The sequence below is a fragment of the Paenibacillus sp. FSL L8-0644 genome, assembly GCF_038008165.1.
Taxonomy (GTDB): Bacteria; Bacillota; Bacilli; order Paenibacillales; family Paenibacillaceae; genus Paenibacillus; species Paenibacillus polymyxa_D.
This window is the reverse complement of record NZ_JBBOYN010000001.1, coordinates 1021137-1038139: the sequence shown is the minus strand read 5'-3', so window position 1 is coordinate 1038139 and position 17003 is coordinate 1021137. Positions and strand designations below refer to the sequence as shown.

The 17003-nt window shown below is 46.8% G+C and carries 18 protein-coding genes; 5 read left to right on the top strand and 13 right to left on the bottom strand.

The features are described 5' to 3' along the window. The first annotated feature begins 27 nt into the window (after window positions 1–27). Complete coding sequence (locus NSS94_RS04660) at window positions 28–951, top strand: hypothetical protein (RefSeq protein ID WP_341038770.1); 924 nt, start codon at window positions 28–30, stop codon at window positions 949–951. Between the two features lie 72 nt (window positions 952–1023). Here the strand turns inward: NSS94_RS04660 and NSS94_RS04655 are convergent, their stop codons facing one another. The 3 genes from NSS94_RS04655 to NSS94_RS04645 all read right to left on the bottom strand — a co-directional run bounded on the left by NSS94_RS04655 (window position 1024) and on the right by NSS94_RS04645 (window position 3302). Then, window positions 1024–1815, bottom strand: a complete 792-nt coding sequence (locus tag NSS94_RS04655) for a dioxygenase family protein (protein WP_029517127.1) — start codon at window positions 1813–1815, stop codon at window positions 1024–1026. Window positions 1816–1907: 92 nt separating this feature from the next. Next, window positions 1908–2732 (bottom strand): alpha/beta hydrolase, encoded by an 825-nt coding sequence (locus tag NSS94_RS04650; protein WP_029517128.1) that lies wholly within the window; start codon window positions 2730–2732, stop codon window positions 1908–1910. 270 nt (window positions 2733–3002) lie between these two features. After that, the gene (locus tag NSS94_RS04645) at window positions 3003–3302 is read right to left on the bottom strand and encodes a hypothetical protein (protein WP_341038768.1); all 300 of its coding nucleotides are present in this window, start codon (window positions 3300–3302) and stop codon (window positions 3003–3005) included. Window positions 3303–3499: 197 nt separating this feature from the next. Between NSS94_RS04645 and NSS94_RS04640 the strand changes: the two genes are divergently transcribed. After that, window positions 3500–3931, top strand: coding sequence for a hypothetical protein (locus tag NSS94_RS04640; RefSeq protein ID WP_029517130.1), 432 nt, complete (start codon window positions 3500–3502; stop codon window positions 3929–3931). A 161-nt stretch (window positions 3932–4092) separates the two neighbouring features. Here NSS94_RS04640 and NSS94_RS04635 read toward each other — a convergent pair whose 3' ends face one another. From NSS94_RS04635 to tlp, 9 genes are all read right to left on the bottom strand, one after another. Then, on the bottom strand, window positions 4093–5040 hold the full coding sequence (locus tag NSS94_RS04635; protein ID WP_039272395.1) for an ABC transporter substrate-binding protein: 948 nt from the start codon (window positions 5038–5040) through the stop codon (window positions 4093–4095). Window positions 5041–5103: 63 nt separating this feature from the next. After that, window positions 5104–6129: a FecCD family ABC transporter permease gene (locus NSS94_RS04630; protein ID WP_069012875.1), complete on the bottom strand. Its 1026-nt coding sequence runs from the start codon at window positions 6127–6129 to the stop codon at window positions 5104–5106. Further along, window positions 6129–7214 carry a FecCD family ABC transporter permease gene (locus NSS94_RS04625; RefSeq protein WP_318628218.1) on the bottom strand — a complete coding sequence of 362 codons (1086 nt, stop codon included), beginning with the start codon at window positions 7212–7214 and terminating at the stop codon, window positions 6129–6131. The genes NSS94_RS04630 and NSS94_RS04625 overlap by 1 nt, the downstream gene beginning before the upstream one ends. A gap of 201 nt (window positions 7215–7415) precedes the next feature. Next, entirely contained in the window at window positions 7416–8390 is a 975-nt protein-coding gene (locus NSS94_RS04620) for a glycoside hydrolase family 43 protein (RefSeq protein WP_029517134.1), read from the bottom strand. 221 nt (window positions 8391–8611) lie between these two features. Next, complete coding sequence (gene ilvA, locus NSS94_RS04615) at window positions 8612–9898, bottom strand: threonine ammonia-lyase IlvA (RefSeq protein ID WP_341038765.1); 1287 nt, start codon at window positions 9896–9898, stop codon at window positions 8612–8614. Window positions 9899–10108: 210 nt separating this feature from the next. Beyond that, window positions 10109–10948, bottom strand: a complete 840-nt coding sequence (locus NSS94_RS04610; protein ID WP_029517136.1) for a carbohydrate ABC transporter permease — start codon at window positions 10946–10948, stop codon at window positions 10109–10111. A gap of 3 nt (window positions 10949–10951) precedes the next feature. Beyond that, a complete protein-coding gene (locus NSS94_RS04605) occupies window positions 10952–11914 on the bottom strand; it encodes a carbohydrate ABC transporter permease (protein WP_029517137.1) in 963 nt (320 codons plus the stop codon). Window positions 11915–11941: 27 nt separating this feature from the next. Then, window positions 11942–13234, bottom strand: coding sequence for an ABC transporter substrate-binding protein (locus tag NSS94_RS04600; RefSeq protein WP_069012873.1), 1293 nt, complete (start codon window positions 13232–13234; stop codon window positions 11942–11944). 240 nt (window positions 13235–13474) lie between these two features. Then, window positions 13475–13699 carry a small acid-soluble spore protein Tlp gene (gene tlp, locus NSS94_RS04595; protein WP_013308822.1) on the bottom strand — a complete coding sequence of 75 codons (225 nt, stop codon included), beginning with the start codon at window positions 13697–13699 and terminating at the stop codon, window positions 13475–13477. Between the two features lie 170 nt (window positions 13700–13869). Between tlp and NSS94_RS04590 the strand changes: the two genes are divergently transcribed. After that, entirely contained in the window at window positions 13870–15066 is a 1197-nt protein-coding gene (locus tag NSS94_RS04590) for a chromate transporter (protein WP_341038764.1), read from the top strand. Between the two features lie 91 nt (window positions 15067–15157). On the opposite strand, the gene NSS94_RS04585 is transcribed toward NSS94_RS04590, so the two are convergent. Continuing rightward, window positions 15158–15784 carry an alpha/beta hydrolase gene (locus tag NSS94_RS04585; protein WP_341038763.1) on the bottom strand — a complete coding sequence of 209 codons (627 nt, stop codon included), beginning with the start codon at window positions 15782–15784 and terminating at the stop codon, window positions 15158–15160. 212 nt (window positions 15785–15996) lie between these two features. On the opposite strand from NSS94_RS04585, the gene NSS94_RS04580 reads away from it, so the two are divergent. After that, the gene (locus NSS94_RS04580) at window positions 15997–16308 is read left to right on the top strand and encodes an autorepressor SdpR family transcription factor (protein WP_029517140.1); all 312 of its coding nucleotides are present in this window, start codon (window positions 15997–15999) and stop codon (window positions 16306–16308) included. Then, on the top strand, window positions 16305–16958 hold the full coding sequence (locus NSS94_RS04575) for an SdpI family protein (RefSeq protein WP_165149937.1): 654 nt from the start codon (window positions 16305–16307) through the stop codon (window positions 16956–16958). The genes NSS94_RS04580 and NSS94_RS04575 overlap by 4 nt, the downstream gene beginning before the upstream one ends. Window positions 16959–17003: the final 45 nt, after the last annotated feature.

The following is a 17003-nucleotide window of genomic DNA, read 5'->3' as shown; positions in this document are numbered from 1 at the left end:
TCAAAGAACGTAATGGAGGGTTATATCATGAAAAAAATCACCAAAGCCTATCTCATGCTCGCAGCAGTAACTTTCACAGTGCAGACTATGGGATCGGGATATACGGCATCAGCCCAAGCGGCGACGTCTACTACGACATCTCAGGCAGAAAGTGTACAACATATCTCCAAGACCTTCGAGCAGCTACTAGGCCAACCCGGCAAGCTATCTCAGGCATTCACTTATTTGCAAAAGCATATTCAATCCATTCCAGCTTCTCAAGCTACCCTCATGGTGCTTCATCTGGAAAATGCACAGAACCAGCAATTGGATTCCTATGCACAGACCCTATACCCGACCTCTGTTCAAACCAAAATAAATCAAATCTATAAACCCGGTGATTCGTTCACAAATGTAATCAGCCGTGCCAGCGATGCGAACCTGAAAAAGTTGCTAACTCAAACAAGAGATGCCGGCTACAAACTTGAAACCGCAGAAGGCATGTATTACCCAATCATCAACTATGAAAAATATAAAGTATTCGGGAAGCACACCACGGCAGATATCCGCAGCTATATTGACATCATGTCGATGGAATCCGGACAGGCTGCTACCAAGGATGCCGCGCTCCGTATCGGCTATCAACAGTTAGCCGGACGAGTGCTGGCACAGGAATTGTTTTTAAACCAATATCCACATTCCAATCGTACACAAGCTATAAAAAAATTGCACGATCTGTACTTTTTCTATACTTTCTACGGCACGAACAATACGCCATTATTCGATCATGATACCGGGAAGATTCATCCGAATGCCAAAAAGGGGTATCAATGGTTCGTTCAACGTAATATGGATTCGAAGAGCACCTATATTCAAAAGCTGAAAGCATTTATGACACTGTTGGATCAAAATGGAGATCAACGTACTTCGCAGGTATCCACTTGGCTAAAAAAGAACGTGCCTTCTAATTAATCGAAGACGCAAAATACACAAAAGAACTTCCATTCCCACACAGCATGTGGATTCGGAAGTTCTTTTTTACATTTACGTATCACTTTCTTGACCAAAAGCCCAACAATTGAGACTCAGCGAGCCAAGGACATACGACTGAAAAAGCTTATGCGCGGAGCGCTCCTGATCCGCAGCCCCCATCGCATAAAACAAAGGTGAAAAATGCTCTATTCCATAAGAAGGTACCGCTTGTTTGGCATATGGAGCCTTCTTGTCATATTGGAATAAGTGACGTAAATTCCAGTCTTGAAGCTGCTGTGCAATCCAGTCATCATATTGAACGGCCCAATCGGCTGGCTCACTCGTCTGCTTGAGTGTCCGCAAGTTGTGGACCAATCCGCCGCTACCGATAATCAAAATCCCTTGTTCTCGCAACGGCGCCAGCATCCGTCCAATCTCGTATTGCTCTTGAGGAGCGCGCCGAGAATCAATAGATAACGGTACGACCGGTATGTCCGCATCAGGATATATATGCCGCAAAACCACCCATGCTCCATGATCCAGTCCCCGGTTCCGAACCGGCTGGTGGAACAAGTTATGCTGACTGAACAGATGCTCTATCTCCTCATACAGCTTTGGATCGCCTGGTGCAGGGTAATCGATTGAGTACATTTCTTCAGGAAAGCCATAGAAATCGTGCAACGCTGCATGCTGATCATCCGCGCCAATACATTGATCGGGGCTATCCCAATGCGCGGAAAAAATGACAATTCCTTTGGGTCGGGGCAGGCTCGCGCCCAGCTTTGCAAGAAAGCTGGTATATGCGTTATTTTCTACAGCCAGTGTCGGTGAACCATGCGCAACAAAAATTGAGGGTAATGTCATCGCTGCCAACCTCCACACGCCAGTATAGTGTTACTCTTCCATTTTACTCCGGCGGAGGCGCAATTTCCAATACAATCCGTTACACACTGAAATCAGATCATCCAGTGCTGCCAATCACGTTGAATATTTTCCTGTTCATCCAGCCATTCAAGCGTCCGATCAATGAGCCGTTGCCGCTCTTTACCTGACGAGAAAGTGTGATCTCCCTGGAAAATAATCTCTTTATCACAGCGTCCCTCTGGGCGCATCCAGAATATCTTTTGAAACAGAAATGCATAATCGACAGGAATAATATCATCCGAGGTTCCATGAATGACGAGCACATCCCCGTTAAATTTAACGGCCTCCTGGAACGGCTGAAATTGAGCTAACGACTCAAAGTAAGCGGGCGTAAACTTATAGCCCAAATAATCGGCATGACCAGTTTTAACAGACTCATCGTACACGCTTCGCTCCGTAATTTTGACGATGTCATTGAACGGATAGCCCACTGCTGACCAAAGGACCAGATTTTGTACTCTCTTGTCCCGTACGGCTGTGAGAAGGGCAACCGCGCCCCCCAGACTGTGACCGATCAGCGTCACCTTGGTCGGGTCAATGTCCGCACAATTGACGGCGTAATCCAATACGGTACGTGTCTGATTAATCATGGATTCGAGCCCCTGCTTGCCGTATTCACCTGTGCTTTCCCCACAACCGGCAAAATCAAAGCGCAGGACAAAATATCCCCCTTCGGCCAGTTCACGCGCAGTCTTGACAAATAATCGATCTACGCCGATACGATTGCCTACAAAACCGTGACATATAACAACGAGGGGAACTCGTCTCTGACGCTCTCCCTCATTTGTACGGTTTGGATAATGAATTGTTGCGGCCAGCTCTTCATGTTCAAAACGAATTCCAATTTGCCGTTCCATCCTGATTCCCCCTGTTTCAAGCTTCACTACACATTTATGATTTCGAACTCATATAGTAACGTGGAATATCCATCCAGGATATTCATTCACTTTAATTCCGATAAGTTTAATAAGTTTTATAGTAAAGTCAGTCTATCATCGCCCTGCTTCCTTGTCAACCTGTCAGTTCACATCGTTAAAAAAGTAAACAAACAGCGCTCCCCGATGCGATTCCGGAGAACGCTATACTACACTTATTGAGTGAATCCACTACATTTAAAGTGACATTCGTTATTCGTAGCTGTTCCTGAACATTTGGTGGGTCTCCGTTCGTCCTTCCCACTGCAGTTTACAAGAGTCGCCGTTATGTTCATCCTCATGCCACAGGCTGCGGTAGTTCTGTGCACCTAGCTCACCTGCAAATTCTGTATCCTCAGCCACTTCGATATCGTCCACTATACGGTACGTTGGAGATGTTGCTTGAACGCTCCGGTGACTCACATTTGTAGACGAGGCCGCCCCGCTATTCCCATTCGAAGCGTTTCCCAGTCGTTTTTGGACTAAATAATCTGCCTGGTTCTCCAGTTTCATGATGCCACATCCTCTCAACGTTTATATTCAGGTTGCTCCACGTGCTCACCCTCTATCCAGTTTGAGGAGAATGCAACGGTAATATACATGCTAGAGATAAAGTCTTTTGCCATCCGACGCTTCCTCACGTATACTGTCTTTGTTACGAAATGGCGGTTCCATCAGCTTGGAATACGCTCATAAAGCAGGAGGAAGCAATGAATAAAGCAAAAAATTATACGCTTATTGCATGGGTTGCCTTGTCCATGTTTTTCTTGACACAGGCGATTATCGGATGGTTTGTCACCTTTACAGGCGGAGATCTCAAACCCTTTGAAGAAATCAGCCTATCCACTCTTATCATCATCGCCGCAGGAGCCATTCTACTCGTTGAAGCCCTGATGAATTTTATGGATCGTCCCGAAGAAGGCGAGGAGATACAACATCCAAACCCCGCCCCCGTAAAGCCCCAGATGAATCTTAAATCCATCTTGATGTATGTTGTTTTAGTTGTCGTGATTCTTGTCGCCGGACTAGCGCTGCGCAGTGTACTGCCAGTATTCAGGATCTCACCTTGGGTAAATTTAATTCTCGCCGCCATCGGCTTTATTGGACTCAAACCAATTTTTCTGCGTAAAAAACGTTCATAGCCCGCAATTTTCATTATATGGAGCTGCCCCATTTTGGGTCATAGCAGCTCCTTTTCATTTCGATCAGGCAATCGACTTACAGCTGGGGTGTGCGCCAAAAAGCCGTATTCCTGGCCTGCAAGAAGCTGCATGGAGGAATACGGCTTGATATATTTTAGAACTTATTTGGAAAATAGTTGTTCTGCATTATCCAGAGCCATTTTGTGTCCCATTGCGGAATAGTCCAGCCAAGGCTGTCCGTCCAACATGTAGACATGCCCTTGCTTCACCGCTTTGAGACCTTGCCATACTGTGTTTCCTTCCAGCTGCTTGTATACCTTTTGGGCATCCGCGCCTTTACTGATGATAACAAGAATCGCATCGGCATCATAATCCGGTAAAACCTCTTGGGAAACCACCTGATAAGCCTTGTCGATCTTTTCTACACCTTTGGCTGGCTTCAAGCCCAAATCCTGATATAACAGCGGTCCTACCGGACGCTTCATCCCCATAACACGAACCTCTTTCGCCGTCACACGTATAGCCATAACCGTTCCGTCCCCAATTTTTGAATGAATCAGCTTTTTGACTCGTTCCCTCTGTGTATCATAGTCTTTTAGAAATGCGTCTGCCTGTGCTTCATGTTTGACCATAACGGCTATTTTTTTCAATTGATCTTTCCATGTGCCTTCATCCAGATCAAAAACTTCGGTCGGCGCAATTTTTTCAAACTTGGCCACATCGGTTCCCGAATATTTTTTGTCCAAGAAAATATGATCAGGTTGAAGCTCCAGTACCGCTTCCATATCCGGATCAGTGACAACACCTAGCTTACGGGTACTTTGAAGACGATCTTTTACATGCGGTAGAAAATCCTTCACATCTCCGCCAATGACCGAACCAGCCGGAGTAATGCCCAATGCCAGCAGGTTGTTCGTCAAATGAATAGACATCGAAGCAATACGCGAATCCGCACTAATAGTTGTCTGCGCACTGTCCGCCGCTTTCGTATCGGCAGTCTGTTTGTCGGCTGCTTGTCCGCAAGCAGATAGCATGATCATGCATACAACAAGAGTTGTGACTACCCATGAACGTTTAAAACCTGAACCCTCAAATCTGTGTTTTCTCATGTTTATTCTCTCCTATGCTATAGAACTCTACATTATAATGATCATTATAGAAGGCTTCTTCTGTCATTTTGTTCGGGACAGCAGGAATAAAAAATACGGAGCTCCTACCACAGCAACCACCACACCTGCGGGAATCGCATTCGGCTGAAACACCGAACGCCCAATCGTGTCGGCGGTGACCAGAATGACGACCCCGACCAAACAGGCTACTGGCAGCAAATGCTGGTACATCGGCCCAACCAGGCGGCGAGCCAGATGAGGCGCAATGAGCCCGATAAAGCCAATGCCTCCGGCCATGGATACGCTGGCACTGGATAGAGCCACGGCTGCGCCCAGCAGTAATAGGCGCTGGCGCTTCACACTTGTACCGATTCCAGCCGCGGTCTCGTCGCCCAACGACAGGTTATTCAGACTGCGCGTCTGCGACAGAACGTAGGGTAATACAATGACTAACCAAGGCAGCAAAGCTGCTGCATGTATCCAGTCCCGGCCCCAAACGCTGCCAGCCAACCAACGTGCGGTAAATGCGTATGTATCCTCATCCAGCCGCAAGGACCAATACAGCGTTATAGCGCTAAGGCCCGAGGCTACACCGATACCGGACAAAATCAGACGCACTGGCACGATTCCTCTGTTACGGCTATAGGACAACAAAACAATCAGCACCGCCGCAATGACACCTCCTGCAAAGGTAAACAAGGGGATCAGGACGGCGGCCGAACCGTCCAAGTCGCGAAAAAAGCTAACGAACATTACCAGTCCCAACGCAGCCCCTGCATGAAGACCGAGCACTCCCGGATCAGCAAGTGCGTTCCGCGACAAGCCTTGCATGACCGCCCCGGCTGCGCCTAGTCCCGCTCCAGCCAGCACCGTTACAGCAATACGAGGCAGACGATACTCGAACAGAACGATATGATCACGTCCGCTGCCACCGCCAAACAACGTATCCAGCACGCGTAGCGGTGGAATACGAATCGTTCCGGTATTCAAACCCAAAACAAGGACGGCAAAGCTGATTCCCGCCAATACCAAACAAACGAGCCAAGCCTTTTTCGTTCTCGTGTCCCCAATCCCTAAAGAGCGACTCACTATAAATCCCTCCTTTCCTTACGGGCGAGAAAGAGGAAAAAGGGTACTCCGATAAAAGACACCATAATTCCAATAGCTAGCTCCTCTGGCGGATTTGCCATTCTCGCTCCCAAATCTGCCAGCACCAGTAACACGGCTCCCAATAACGCAGACAGCGGCACGATCTGGCGATAATCCACACCGATTAGCTTGCGAGCGATATGTGGGATAACCAAACCTACAAAGCCGATGGCTCCAGCAGCCGATACAGAGAGTCCGGCCAGTACCACTACGGTCAGCAGACCCAAAAGCCGAATGCGCCTGAGATTCAACCCAAGGTTTAACGCCACCTCATCGCCCATCGAAATCAGCGAAATAGAACGTGCCAGCCCCATAGACCAGGCGATCACAATAAGCAAAATCGGTGCAAGAATCTCAAGCTGCGACCATTTGATCCCGGCTACACCCCCCGCATACCAGAAGGCTAAATCCTGACTTAAATCAAAATAAATCGCAATCCCCGAAGTCATGGAACCTAACAGGGCAGCCGTCACAGCTCCAGACACCGTCAGTCTCATAGGTGTCAATCCACCAGGCGCAGATGCTCCCAGACCAAATACCAGTAAGGTACTCATTAGCGCCCCCAGGAACGACAATACTATTAACGTCCCATAAGGAAGATCGGGAAAAAAGGCAAAACTCACTGCAACTACAAACATCGCTCCTGCGTTAATGCCCAGCACACCTGTATCTCCCAGCGGGTTGCGCGTAATGCCCTGAATCAGAGAACCTGCAACCGCAAGCGCAGCTCCAATAACAGCTGCACCGAGTACACGCGGCAATCTCAACTCATGAATGATCTGATGTGTCATCAGCGAACGATCATAGTGAAATACTGCCGACCACACGGTGCTTACGGTCAAGTCCTTGGCTCCGAGAGAAATGGCGGCGAATATGGCCAAACCCAACAATACAGCCGAAGCTGTGAACAACAACGCCTGCCGAATCCTACCCGCTCGAAGTACTGGACGTGCTGTTATGACTACTTCAGGAACTGCCCTCTCTGTCCGAGCTGTATGTTTGTCCATGCTGTCTTTAGACTGCATTTGATGAGGTCACTCCCTCCGTACCTGAAAAAATCATTACGTTTTCCAAAATGATAACGATAATGATAATTATTATCAACTTGATACATAATAGCATGTTTCTATGACATTGCAAGCCAAAAACTGTTCCCCATAAGAGGAACAGTTTTTGAATATATCTATATGATTTTACTACATAGGTGACTCCAAACGGTCCTCTCTTTAGTACGTAGGCCAGCCTGCCGAATCCCATTTCAAATCACTAATCAGAAGTTTTGGATTTCCTTTATCAGTGGCATCATAGGCATGACGCGCAATGACACTGTTGTTATAGACGGATTGGCCGCCAGGTCCCTTCCAACGGTCATTCCCCGCATCCAGTATCGTTCCGCCGCCGTCCATCAGGCTTTTGCCGCTCTTGTCCACATACGGTCCGGTAATACTAGTAGAGCGCCCGTAAATAATCTTATAATTACTGTCTACGCCTTTGCAGCAGTTATCAATGGAAGCAAACAGATAATAATAGCCGTCCCGGTATGTAACATGTGGCGCTTCCAAACCACCAGCCGTACGCTTGGCGATAGAATAGATCTGGCCCGTAGGCTTCATCGTATTTTTATCCAGTCGAGTCACTTTCAAGCCTGAATTCCATGAACCAAAGGAAAGCCACGGGTTACCGGAAGCATCAATGACGAGATTCGGGTCAATCGCATTATAATCGTTGGCATCCGTCGTACGCAGCACGAGTCCATCATCTCTCCAGCTTCCCGCACCAATGCTTGTTGCTGAAGTTAATCCAATGGCCGAAGTGCGCGACCCGAAAGTTGAAATGGAATAGTAAACCCAGACACGTCCATTGTACTTCTGAGCGTCCGGTGCCCACACATCGTTAGGCTTTTGCTTAGGTACATACGATTTCCACCATGATGGCGGCGACAGGAATATTTGCGGCAATCTGTAAAAATTGCGTCCGTCGTCCGATCTTTGAACCTGTATCCCCTGCCCTGTGGAGAAAATATACCAAGCGTTGCCTTCCTTCGTAATGGACGGATCATGTACTGCCACATCACCAGTTAACGCCCAGTGCTCTGCGGATGCAGATGGCATCACTGAAAGTAACAAAGCAGCCGAGGTTACAGCAGCAAACGCCGTTCGGGTCAATTTACTCCGTACTGATTTTTTCCATGCTTTCAACATTTCTTTCGCACCTCCGAATGAGTATCTTATAATGAAATTCAGGTGACACACCTATTACATTAGTGTTTATACTTATGAAGTTACCCATATATTAACCTATCACATTCTGTTTTGTAAACGCTTTATTTCAAATAAAAAGAAATTCATAAACTACGCATACCGCTATGCATATGAGGATTTTGCAAAATTTTGATACAAAAAAGGAGCCCGCAGGCTCCTTTTCAAATTAGCATATTAAATAGATTTTCGTTTTTATTCAGTTCCGTATATTTAAGCCCCTTGCGGTTCATTCGTTCAATTAAAGGAAGATAGTCTTCCTTGTGGAACAGTTCAATGCCGACCAGAGCTGGCCCATTTTCCTTATCATTCTTTTTTGTATATTCAAACCTAGTAATATCGTCGTCCGGTCCAAGCACATCCTGTAGAAACTCACGCAGTGCCCCAGCTCTTTGCGGGAAATTCACCATAAAATAATGCTTCAGTCCTTCGTAAATTAGGGACCGTTCCTTAATCTCCTGCATTCGATCTATATCGTTGTTACCACCGCTGACGATACAGACAACCGTTTTGCCTTGAATCTGCTCGCGGTACAGATCAAGTGCTGCAACAGGCAGTGAACCCGCAGGCTCCACAACAATCGCATTTTCATTATACAGCTCCAGAATCGCGGTACATGCTTTACCTTCCGGTACCTTCACAATATCGTCCAAGGTATGTTTACAAATATCGTATGTCAGCTGACCCACACGCTTCACCGCAGCTCCGTCAACAAACTTATCTATTTGATCCAGTGTAACCACCTTGTGTAAACGCATCGCTTCCGTCATTGACGCCGCGCCAAGGGGTTCCACACCAATTACCTTGGTGGATGGACTCACGGTTTTAACATACGTACCTACGCCTGCCGCCAAACCGCCGCCGCCAATCGTTACGAACACATAATCCATAGGTGTATCTAGACTCTCCATCACTTCCATCGCAATCGTACCATTGCCCGCAATAATTTTCGGCTGATCAAACGGATGGATGAAGGTCATTGCCTGCTCGCTACACACCTTCATGGCCTCATCATAAGCATCGTCAAACGTATCTCCGGTCAAAATGACCTCTACACTGTTTCCCCCAAAGCGACGAACCTGCTTCACTTTCTGATTAGGCGTTGTACTCGGCATAAATATTTTACCGTGGATACCAAGTGCATTACATGAAAAAGCCACACCTTGCGCATGATTCCCTGCACTCGCACACACGATGCCTTTTTCCATTTGTCCGGGAGTCAAGCTACGGATCATGTTGTAAGCACCACGGATTTTAAAGGACCGCACGACTTGGAGATCCTCTCTTTTCAGATACACATTACAGTTATATTTGGCCGATAGGACGGCATCCCTCTGTAAAGGTGTACGTACAATCACCTCACGCAGCATATGATGCGCCCGTACAATATCCTCCATGCCAACGGTTGACGCCATGGCCGGGTCAGTTTTCTGGGTTTCTGTTGGTTCCATAGGTTCTCCACGCTCCGCCTGAATATTTCTGTATTTGAAATCTTTCAAATATCATACCACGTTTACCCATAGCTTGTGCAGATGATAGCATGAAAATGAGAATGAAAATCAATCAAATCTAAAAAAAGGCAGACCGGGACAATGCCCGATCAGCCTTTTCTGACGTTGCACATTTCTTGTATTCAATCGCTCCATTGAATACCTTTCCGATTACCCTTTTACTCCACCTGCCGTCATTCCTTCAATAAAGTAACGCTGGAAGAATAGAAACACGACCAGAATCGGTAAAATAGCCAAAACGGAGCCCGCGATCAGCACATCATAATTGTTGCCATATGGCGTCAGCAGACTGGACAGTCCAATGGGCAGTGTCAGCATGTCGTTGGTCCGCAATACAATCATCGGCCACAGGAAGTTATTCCAACTGTTCATCGCCTGCAAAATAGCCATTGCCGCAAATGCAGGCGCCATTAGAGGCATCATAATGCGTACGAAAATGCCATATTCTGAACAGCCGTCAACCCGCGCAGCATCCATAAAATCCTTGGGTACTCCACTCAAATATTGACGGAAGAAAAAGATTGGGATCGGCGCGACGACGAAGGGTAGAATTACACCCCATACTGTATTAATCAGCTTCATGCCGATCATTAGCTTGTAGAGCGGCAGCATGATAATTTCTACCGGAATCATCATTACAACCAGCACCAGTGTGAAAATCACATTTTTCAATCTAAAACGGTACATCTCCAGACCATAGCCCACCATCGCGGACAATATCAGACATAACACCGTAAACAAGACGGTAATAACAATACTGTTCCAGTACCATTGAAAATAATCCGTCGTCCCCTGAAAGATGAACGCATAGTTTTTCAAGGACATGATGTCCCACTCCAGCTTAAGATTCAAGCCGTAGCGCAACAGCTCCGTAGATGGCTTGAACGAGGCAAGCGTCACGGCAAATAGCGGAAACAGGGCAAACCCGGCAAACAGAATGAACAGGACAACGAGCAATGCGGATAATGAGCCTTTTTGTTTCTGAGCCATCGCTTAATCCTCCTTCCGGAACATGCCGAAAAATTTGAGCTGGATCAGGTTCAGCACGAGTGTAAATACGAGCAATACAATGCCCACCGCAGCTCCGAAGCCCATACTGTTCTGCTCCAGACCTTGGCGATAGAGATAGCCAACAATCGTTAAACCAATATCGTTCGGGGAGTTATTTCCGTTCCACAACATGTAGCTTTCCGTGAACATGGACAACCCCGCATAAATGCTAATCGTAAATACGTAGATCGTCACTGGTTTCAGCATAGGAATCGTAATCCGCCAAAATGAATCGAAACGACTGGCTCCATCAATCTGCGCAGCTTCATACAACTCGGGAGGAATGTTCTGGAGTCCCGACATGTAGTACAGCATATTTACGCCCAACCATCTCCACAAGGCCAGCACGATCAACGCTAAAAAGCCGGTGTTGGCGTTCATTAGCCATTTATACGGCTCCAGACCGAAGACCCCCAACAGGGAGTTCATCAGCGAACCATCCAATTCCCCGAACATGAGGCGGAAGATCGTTCCTGCTACCACCACCGAGGTTAGTGCAGGTATAAACATCACGGAGCGAAACAACCCTCTGCCCGGCATTTTAGGCGAATTCAGCAATACTGCCAATACCAGCGGCAGAGGAATCAGCACGACCAGTGTAAGCAGCGTGTACAGGACGCTATTCAATATCGCCTTTCCAAACGTAGGATTGATTAAGTCCTTATAATTTTCCAGTCCAACATAAGTTGTTATCCCTGGCAGGACTTCCTGGAAGCTCATAATGACCGTCGAGATGACCGGATAGGCAAAAAATAGCGCAAAGGACAGTAAAAATGGAAGGACAAACACATACGGTGCCGTACGACTGGAATGAATAAATCGGCTCCATTGGCTTCTGGCCGGACGCTGAGTTTTTGGCGGCTGACCTGTCGGTACATTAGCGTTCGTATGAACGGGCGTTGCCATGAATCTCACTCCCTTTCCTGTTGGGGTCTATCTCAGTTCATCTGCTAGCTCATGCAGCACCGTGGCTGGATCTTCGCCACTCTGTAGTGTCCGATAAAGTATTTTATTGCGTACAGCACTGGCGATGTCAGGCGTTTTCGGTCCAATATGCACCGCATTGATCTCATCTTTGACTTCGATCAGCGTGTCAAAAATATTTGTTCCGAAATACTCCGTAAATTTGTTTTTGGCTTTGGCTTCCGGCATTGTCCACACTTCACTGCGGATGGGATCAAACCCTAGCTGCTTCCAAATCTCCACATTCCCTTGCTTGGACAGCTTGGCAAAGGCTAGAAAACGCATCGCCAGATCCTGGTGCTCTGATTGGTTCGTGACTACCGTTCCGGTTCCGCCCATACCCGCTGAGCGATAGCCGCCTTTTTCCCACGCCGGCATGGGTCTGATGATAATTTTACCTTTCAGGTCAGGCATGTAATCCGTAAAACGCCCCATGTACCACATCGGCATCCATACCGAAGCAGCCCCGCCTTTGTTCATAAACCCGTAGTATTCCTCCATATGATGCCCGCCGCCCGGTGAGGGAATAGCGACTTTGTCTTTTACCATCTGTTGAAGAAACTCAAGTGTTTTAATATTGGTTTCGTTATCCAACGTCAACTCGCCCTTGTCATCCAGAAAATCTGAATTTTGCTGGGAGATCATCGGCCAATAGCTCCACAGGTCATTCGTTTCTAAGGTCGCCATTGGCTTGCCTGTTTTCGCAAGTACTTGCTTGCCTGCAGCAGCATAGTCTGCCCAGGTGACGATGGAATCCGGGTTTACCCCCGCCTGATCCATAATCTCTTTATTGTAATACATCACTTCGGCCCCAACGTGGAAGTCAATGCCGTAATATTTACCGTCTTTGCCGTAAATCTGTACTCTGGAAGGTACAATGTTATTGATCTCGGGGTCAATCACCGGATTAAGCGGGACCAGTTGCGGTATCCCTTTGAGGAAATTACCGATCTTGTTCACCTCGATATCCGCGATATCCGGCGCTCCCACCCCCGATTGCAGCGCAATCGACAGCTTGCTGTGATGGTTGTCATAAGGAAATGTATTCGCTTTCAAATTAATCAATTCATCAGGGTGCTGTTGGTTCCATTGGTCAGCCATTTGCAGAAAAAACTTCTCATGCAGTTCATTGAACGTCCATAATACAAGTTCTGTTCCCGGCCCTTCCTTTTCATCGGTCTTGAAAGAACAGCCTTGCAGCAGTCCAGCCATCAAAACCACCGCCATAAGCATCAAAGCCATGCTTTTTCTTCGCAGCAGCATATCCTTCCCCCTTCGCATGATGAAATCCTAATTCATAAATGATTGCGCTTTCTTTTATTATTTAACATCAATACAAATTAGTTTACAACAACATTATTTATAAAATTTTTATTTTCAACGAAGATTAGCGTCTCCACTGCATTATAGGGGGCAATTGAAATGAATACAGTTATGATGATTTTTGCATAAAAAAGAGGCCCCACCCGAATTAAAACTCGAAGTTGGGCCTCTCTATTTTTACTACTCTTGGGAATGAGCTGCTTCGTCCTTCACTTCTTCGCGAAATGATCTAATACTTTCTTTACGACGATTATTTTTTTCTTCGATCTGCTTACGTTCCTCGTTGCTGATTTCAGAGGAAAATTCGTTCAGATATCCTTCAGCTTCATGCAGGTTCTGCTGTGTGTTCTGAATACTTTGTTGCAAGTGTTCAACATTATCGGCTCGATTATCTGGTTTTGCCATTCCTTTGTCGCCTCCTAATCATGGGGTCGCTCAGTAGAGCGCTAATCCGTAGCTTGATCGCTATCGGATCATTTTATGCATGCCTGAGCCAAATTAATAAAATGGAGTAATTTAGATTACATTATTCAGTTATATTAAAGTTAGAAGATATGAGAAAAGGAGCCCCGTTTATGGAAACGAATAAGCAAGAGCCGCTAAGGGGACAATTAGCCACTCTTCTTCAAGTGCTGATGGTGTCCGCAAAATTAGGACTCACTTCCTTTGGAGGACCGATTGCACATATAGGATACTTCCATGATGAATACATACGTCGCCGAAAGTGGATGGATGAAGCAAGTTACGCCGATCTTGTAGCCCTCTGCCAGTTTCTCCCTGGTCCTTCCAGTAGTCAGGTTGGCATTGGAATTGGGGTTGTAAGAGCAGGATTACTTGGAGGACTTGCTGCCTGGATTGGTTTCACACTGCCGTCGTTTCTTGTGTTAGTTGCGTTTGCTTTCTTGCTTCAAGGATACGATATAGCGAGTGCGGGGTGGATTCACGGATTAAAGATCGTAGCTGTTGCGATTGTGGCCCATGCTATTCTAGGTATGGGACAGAAGCTGACGCCTGATCGGGATAGGGCGACAATTGCCGTGATTTCCGCCGTGATTACGTTGTCCTGGCATACAGCTTACAGTCAAATTCTAATCATTGTTACTGCTGGTGTTATCGGGTTATGGCTTTTTCGAAAGCAAGAGGCGGAGATTACGTCCAATCTTCAAATTGCGATTAGCCGAACTTTTGCGGTCTGCTCCTTGATTGTATTTGTTGCAATGCTTGTGGCACTTCCGCTTCTTAGATCCTCAGAGGAAGTGGGATGGTTAACGCTGTTCGATAGCTTTTTTCGTTCAGGCTCTTTGGTATTTGGTGGGGGACACGTGGTATTGCCGCTTTTGGAGAGGGAAGTTGTTCCAACTGGATGGGTTAGCCGAGAGAATTTCTTGGCAGGTTACGGAGCTACGCAAGCCGTTCCAGGGCCGTTATTCACCTTTACAGGTTACCTTGGAGCTATGGCCTGGGGGTTACCAGGAGCGATGATTGCTACTCTCGCCATTTTTTTGCCAGCATTTCTTCTTGTTGTCGGCGTACTTCCGTTCTGGAATAAATTAAGAAACAGTCCGAAAATCCAAAGGGCTTTGGTAGGAGTGAATGCAGCTGTGGTTGGTATTTTGCTGGCTGCGCTGTATGATCCGCTTTGGACTACCGCCATCCTGAAGCCAATAGACTTTGCTCTGGCGGTCATTTTGTTTGTGATGCTGGTTTTTTGGAAGCTGCCGCCCTGGGTGGTAGTTCTTGTGGGGGCAACTGGAGGAATGCTGCTAGGATAAGAGCCGACAGCCTACAAGCAGTCGACTCTTTTGGGCAATGATTTTAACCAGGTTACTCGCCCTATCCTCAACATTTTAACTTATCCGGTATTTAAATCTGCTCTCCACTCAGATTAAAATGCTCTCCAAACCATTGGCCTGCGGCGGCAGCTTCTGTACGGGTCAATTGATGACCATTGCGTTCCCAATATGCTTCCACCTGCGCTCCGGCTCCCTCCAATAATGCTTGCAGCTCCCGGGATTCCGAAGCCGGAACAATCGGGTCATTTTCACCGGAAGACAGAAATACAGGGACACCGTTCAATTCAGGCAAGTCCAGCCCACGCAACGGCACCATTGCATGGTGCAAAATAGCTCCGCGTAACGCTTTTGCATCGTGAAAGAGCATGCTGGCGGCTATGTTTGCACCATTGGAATAGCCCAGAGCCACCACGTTATTACGGTCAAAATCGTATTGCTCTGCAGCTGTGTCCACAAATTCGCTCAGTTCTTTGGTACGAAATACGAGATCCTCAATGTCGAACACTCCTTCTGCCAAACGGCGAAAGAAGCGCGGCATTCCATTTTCCAGCACATTTCCTCTTACGCCTAACACAGAAGCTCCCGGTGCTACCATCTCAGCCAAAGGTATTAGGTCTTGTTCATTCCCGCCTGTACCATGCAACAGCAAAATAACCGGGGCTTGCGGACCATTTCCTTTACGAAAGACGTGTTTCATATCTATTCCCTCCTCTAATTAACTTTAAATTAAGAATCTTATTTTTGTATAAATTGATTATAGCCCATTTCACTACTTTATACAAACATAATTGACCTCGTTAATTTTTTCTAAAATGATGTCCTGTTCCATTGACATGTAGTATAGCTGTATTTTACTATGGTGTTAGATATTTAGAATATTATCTAAATATCTAAAGGAGGAAATGTATTTTGAACGATGCCTTCAAAGCTTTGGCTGATCCGACCCGGCGTACAATCTTGCAGCTTTTAAAGGAAAAAAGCATGAGCGCAGGCGAAGTAGCTGAACATTTTCAAATTAGCAAACCCAGCATCTCCCACCATCTCAATATCCTAAAGCAGGCTGGGCTGGTGCTGGATGAACGACAGGGGCAAAACATTATATACACCCTGCATACAACGGTTGTGGCGGATGTCATCGGTTGGATGTTCAGTATAGCCCACTCCGATACCCCTGCCAGGAAAAATGTGAATCATATTAAGGATGGGGAGGAATCTGAATGAAATTTCGAACACCTTGGAGCTTGACGGATGTTTTGACAACTTTGATTGCCTTATCACCCGCCATAGGCGCTATACTGCTGTACGACCGGCTTCCCAATGTTCTAGTCTCGCATATTAACTTTAACAATACAGCAGACGGGTATACGAGCAAAAGTGGTTCTATTATCATGCTCGTGTTGTTGGGCCTAGTCCCGCTGGTCATTCGATTGGCACGCCACATGGACCCCAACAGAGCTAATTATGAGAAATTTTCAAAAGCCTATGAGGTTACGCGTGTAGGCACTTCGCTCATTCTCGCTATAGCCGGTTGGGGAATGCTGCTGTATAACCTGAATATACGACTGCAAATGAATGCTATAATTTTAGGGTTAATAGGCCTGATGCTGATGGTGATGGGGAATTATATGACTCAGGTACAGCCGAACTATACGTTCGGTATCCGCACGCCGTGGACTCTGTCTAACCCCGAGGTATGGCGTAAAACGCACCGTTTCGGGGGGCCTATGATGATGCTTGGCGGTGCTTCAGCATTGGTGGCGGCATGGATCGGTGGAATGGCGGGAGTAGTCATTTTCCTAACCGTACTGATCATATCCGTTATCTCTCCTGTACTCTATTCTTACTTGTTGTATCGTAAGCTAAACAAATAAATAGACAAAGCCACACCTGAACCTAAAAAAGGAACCTCCCAAACC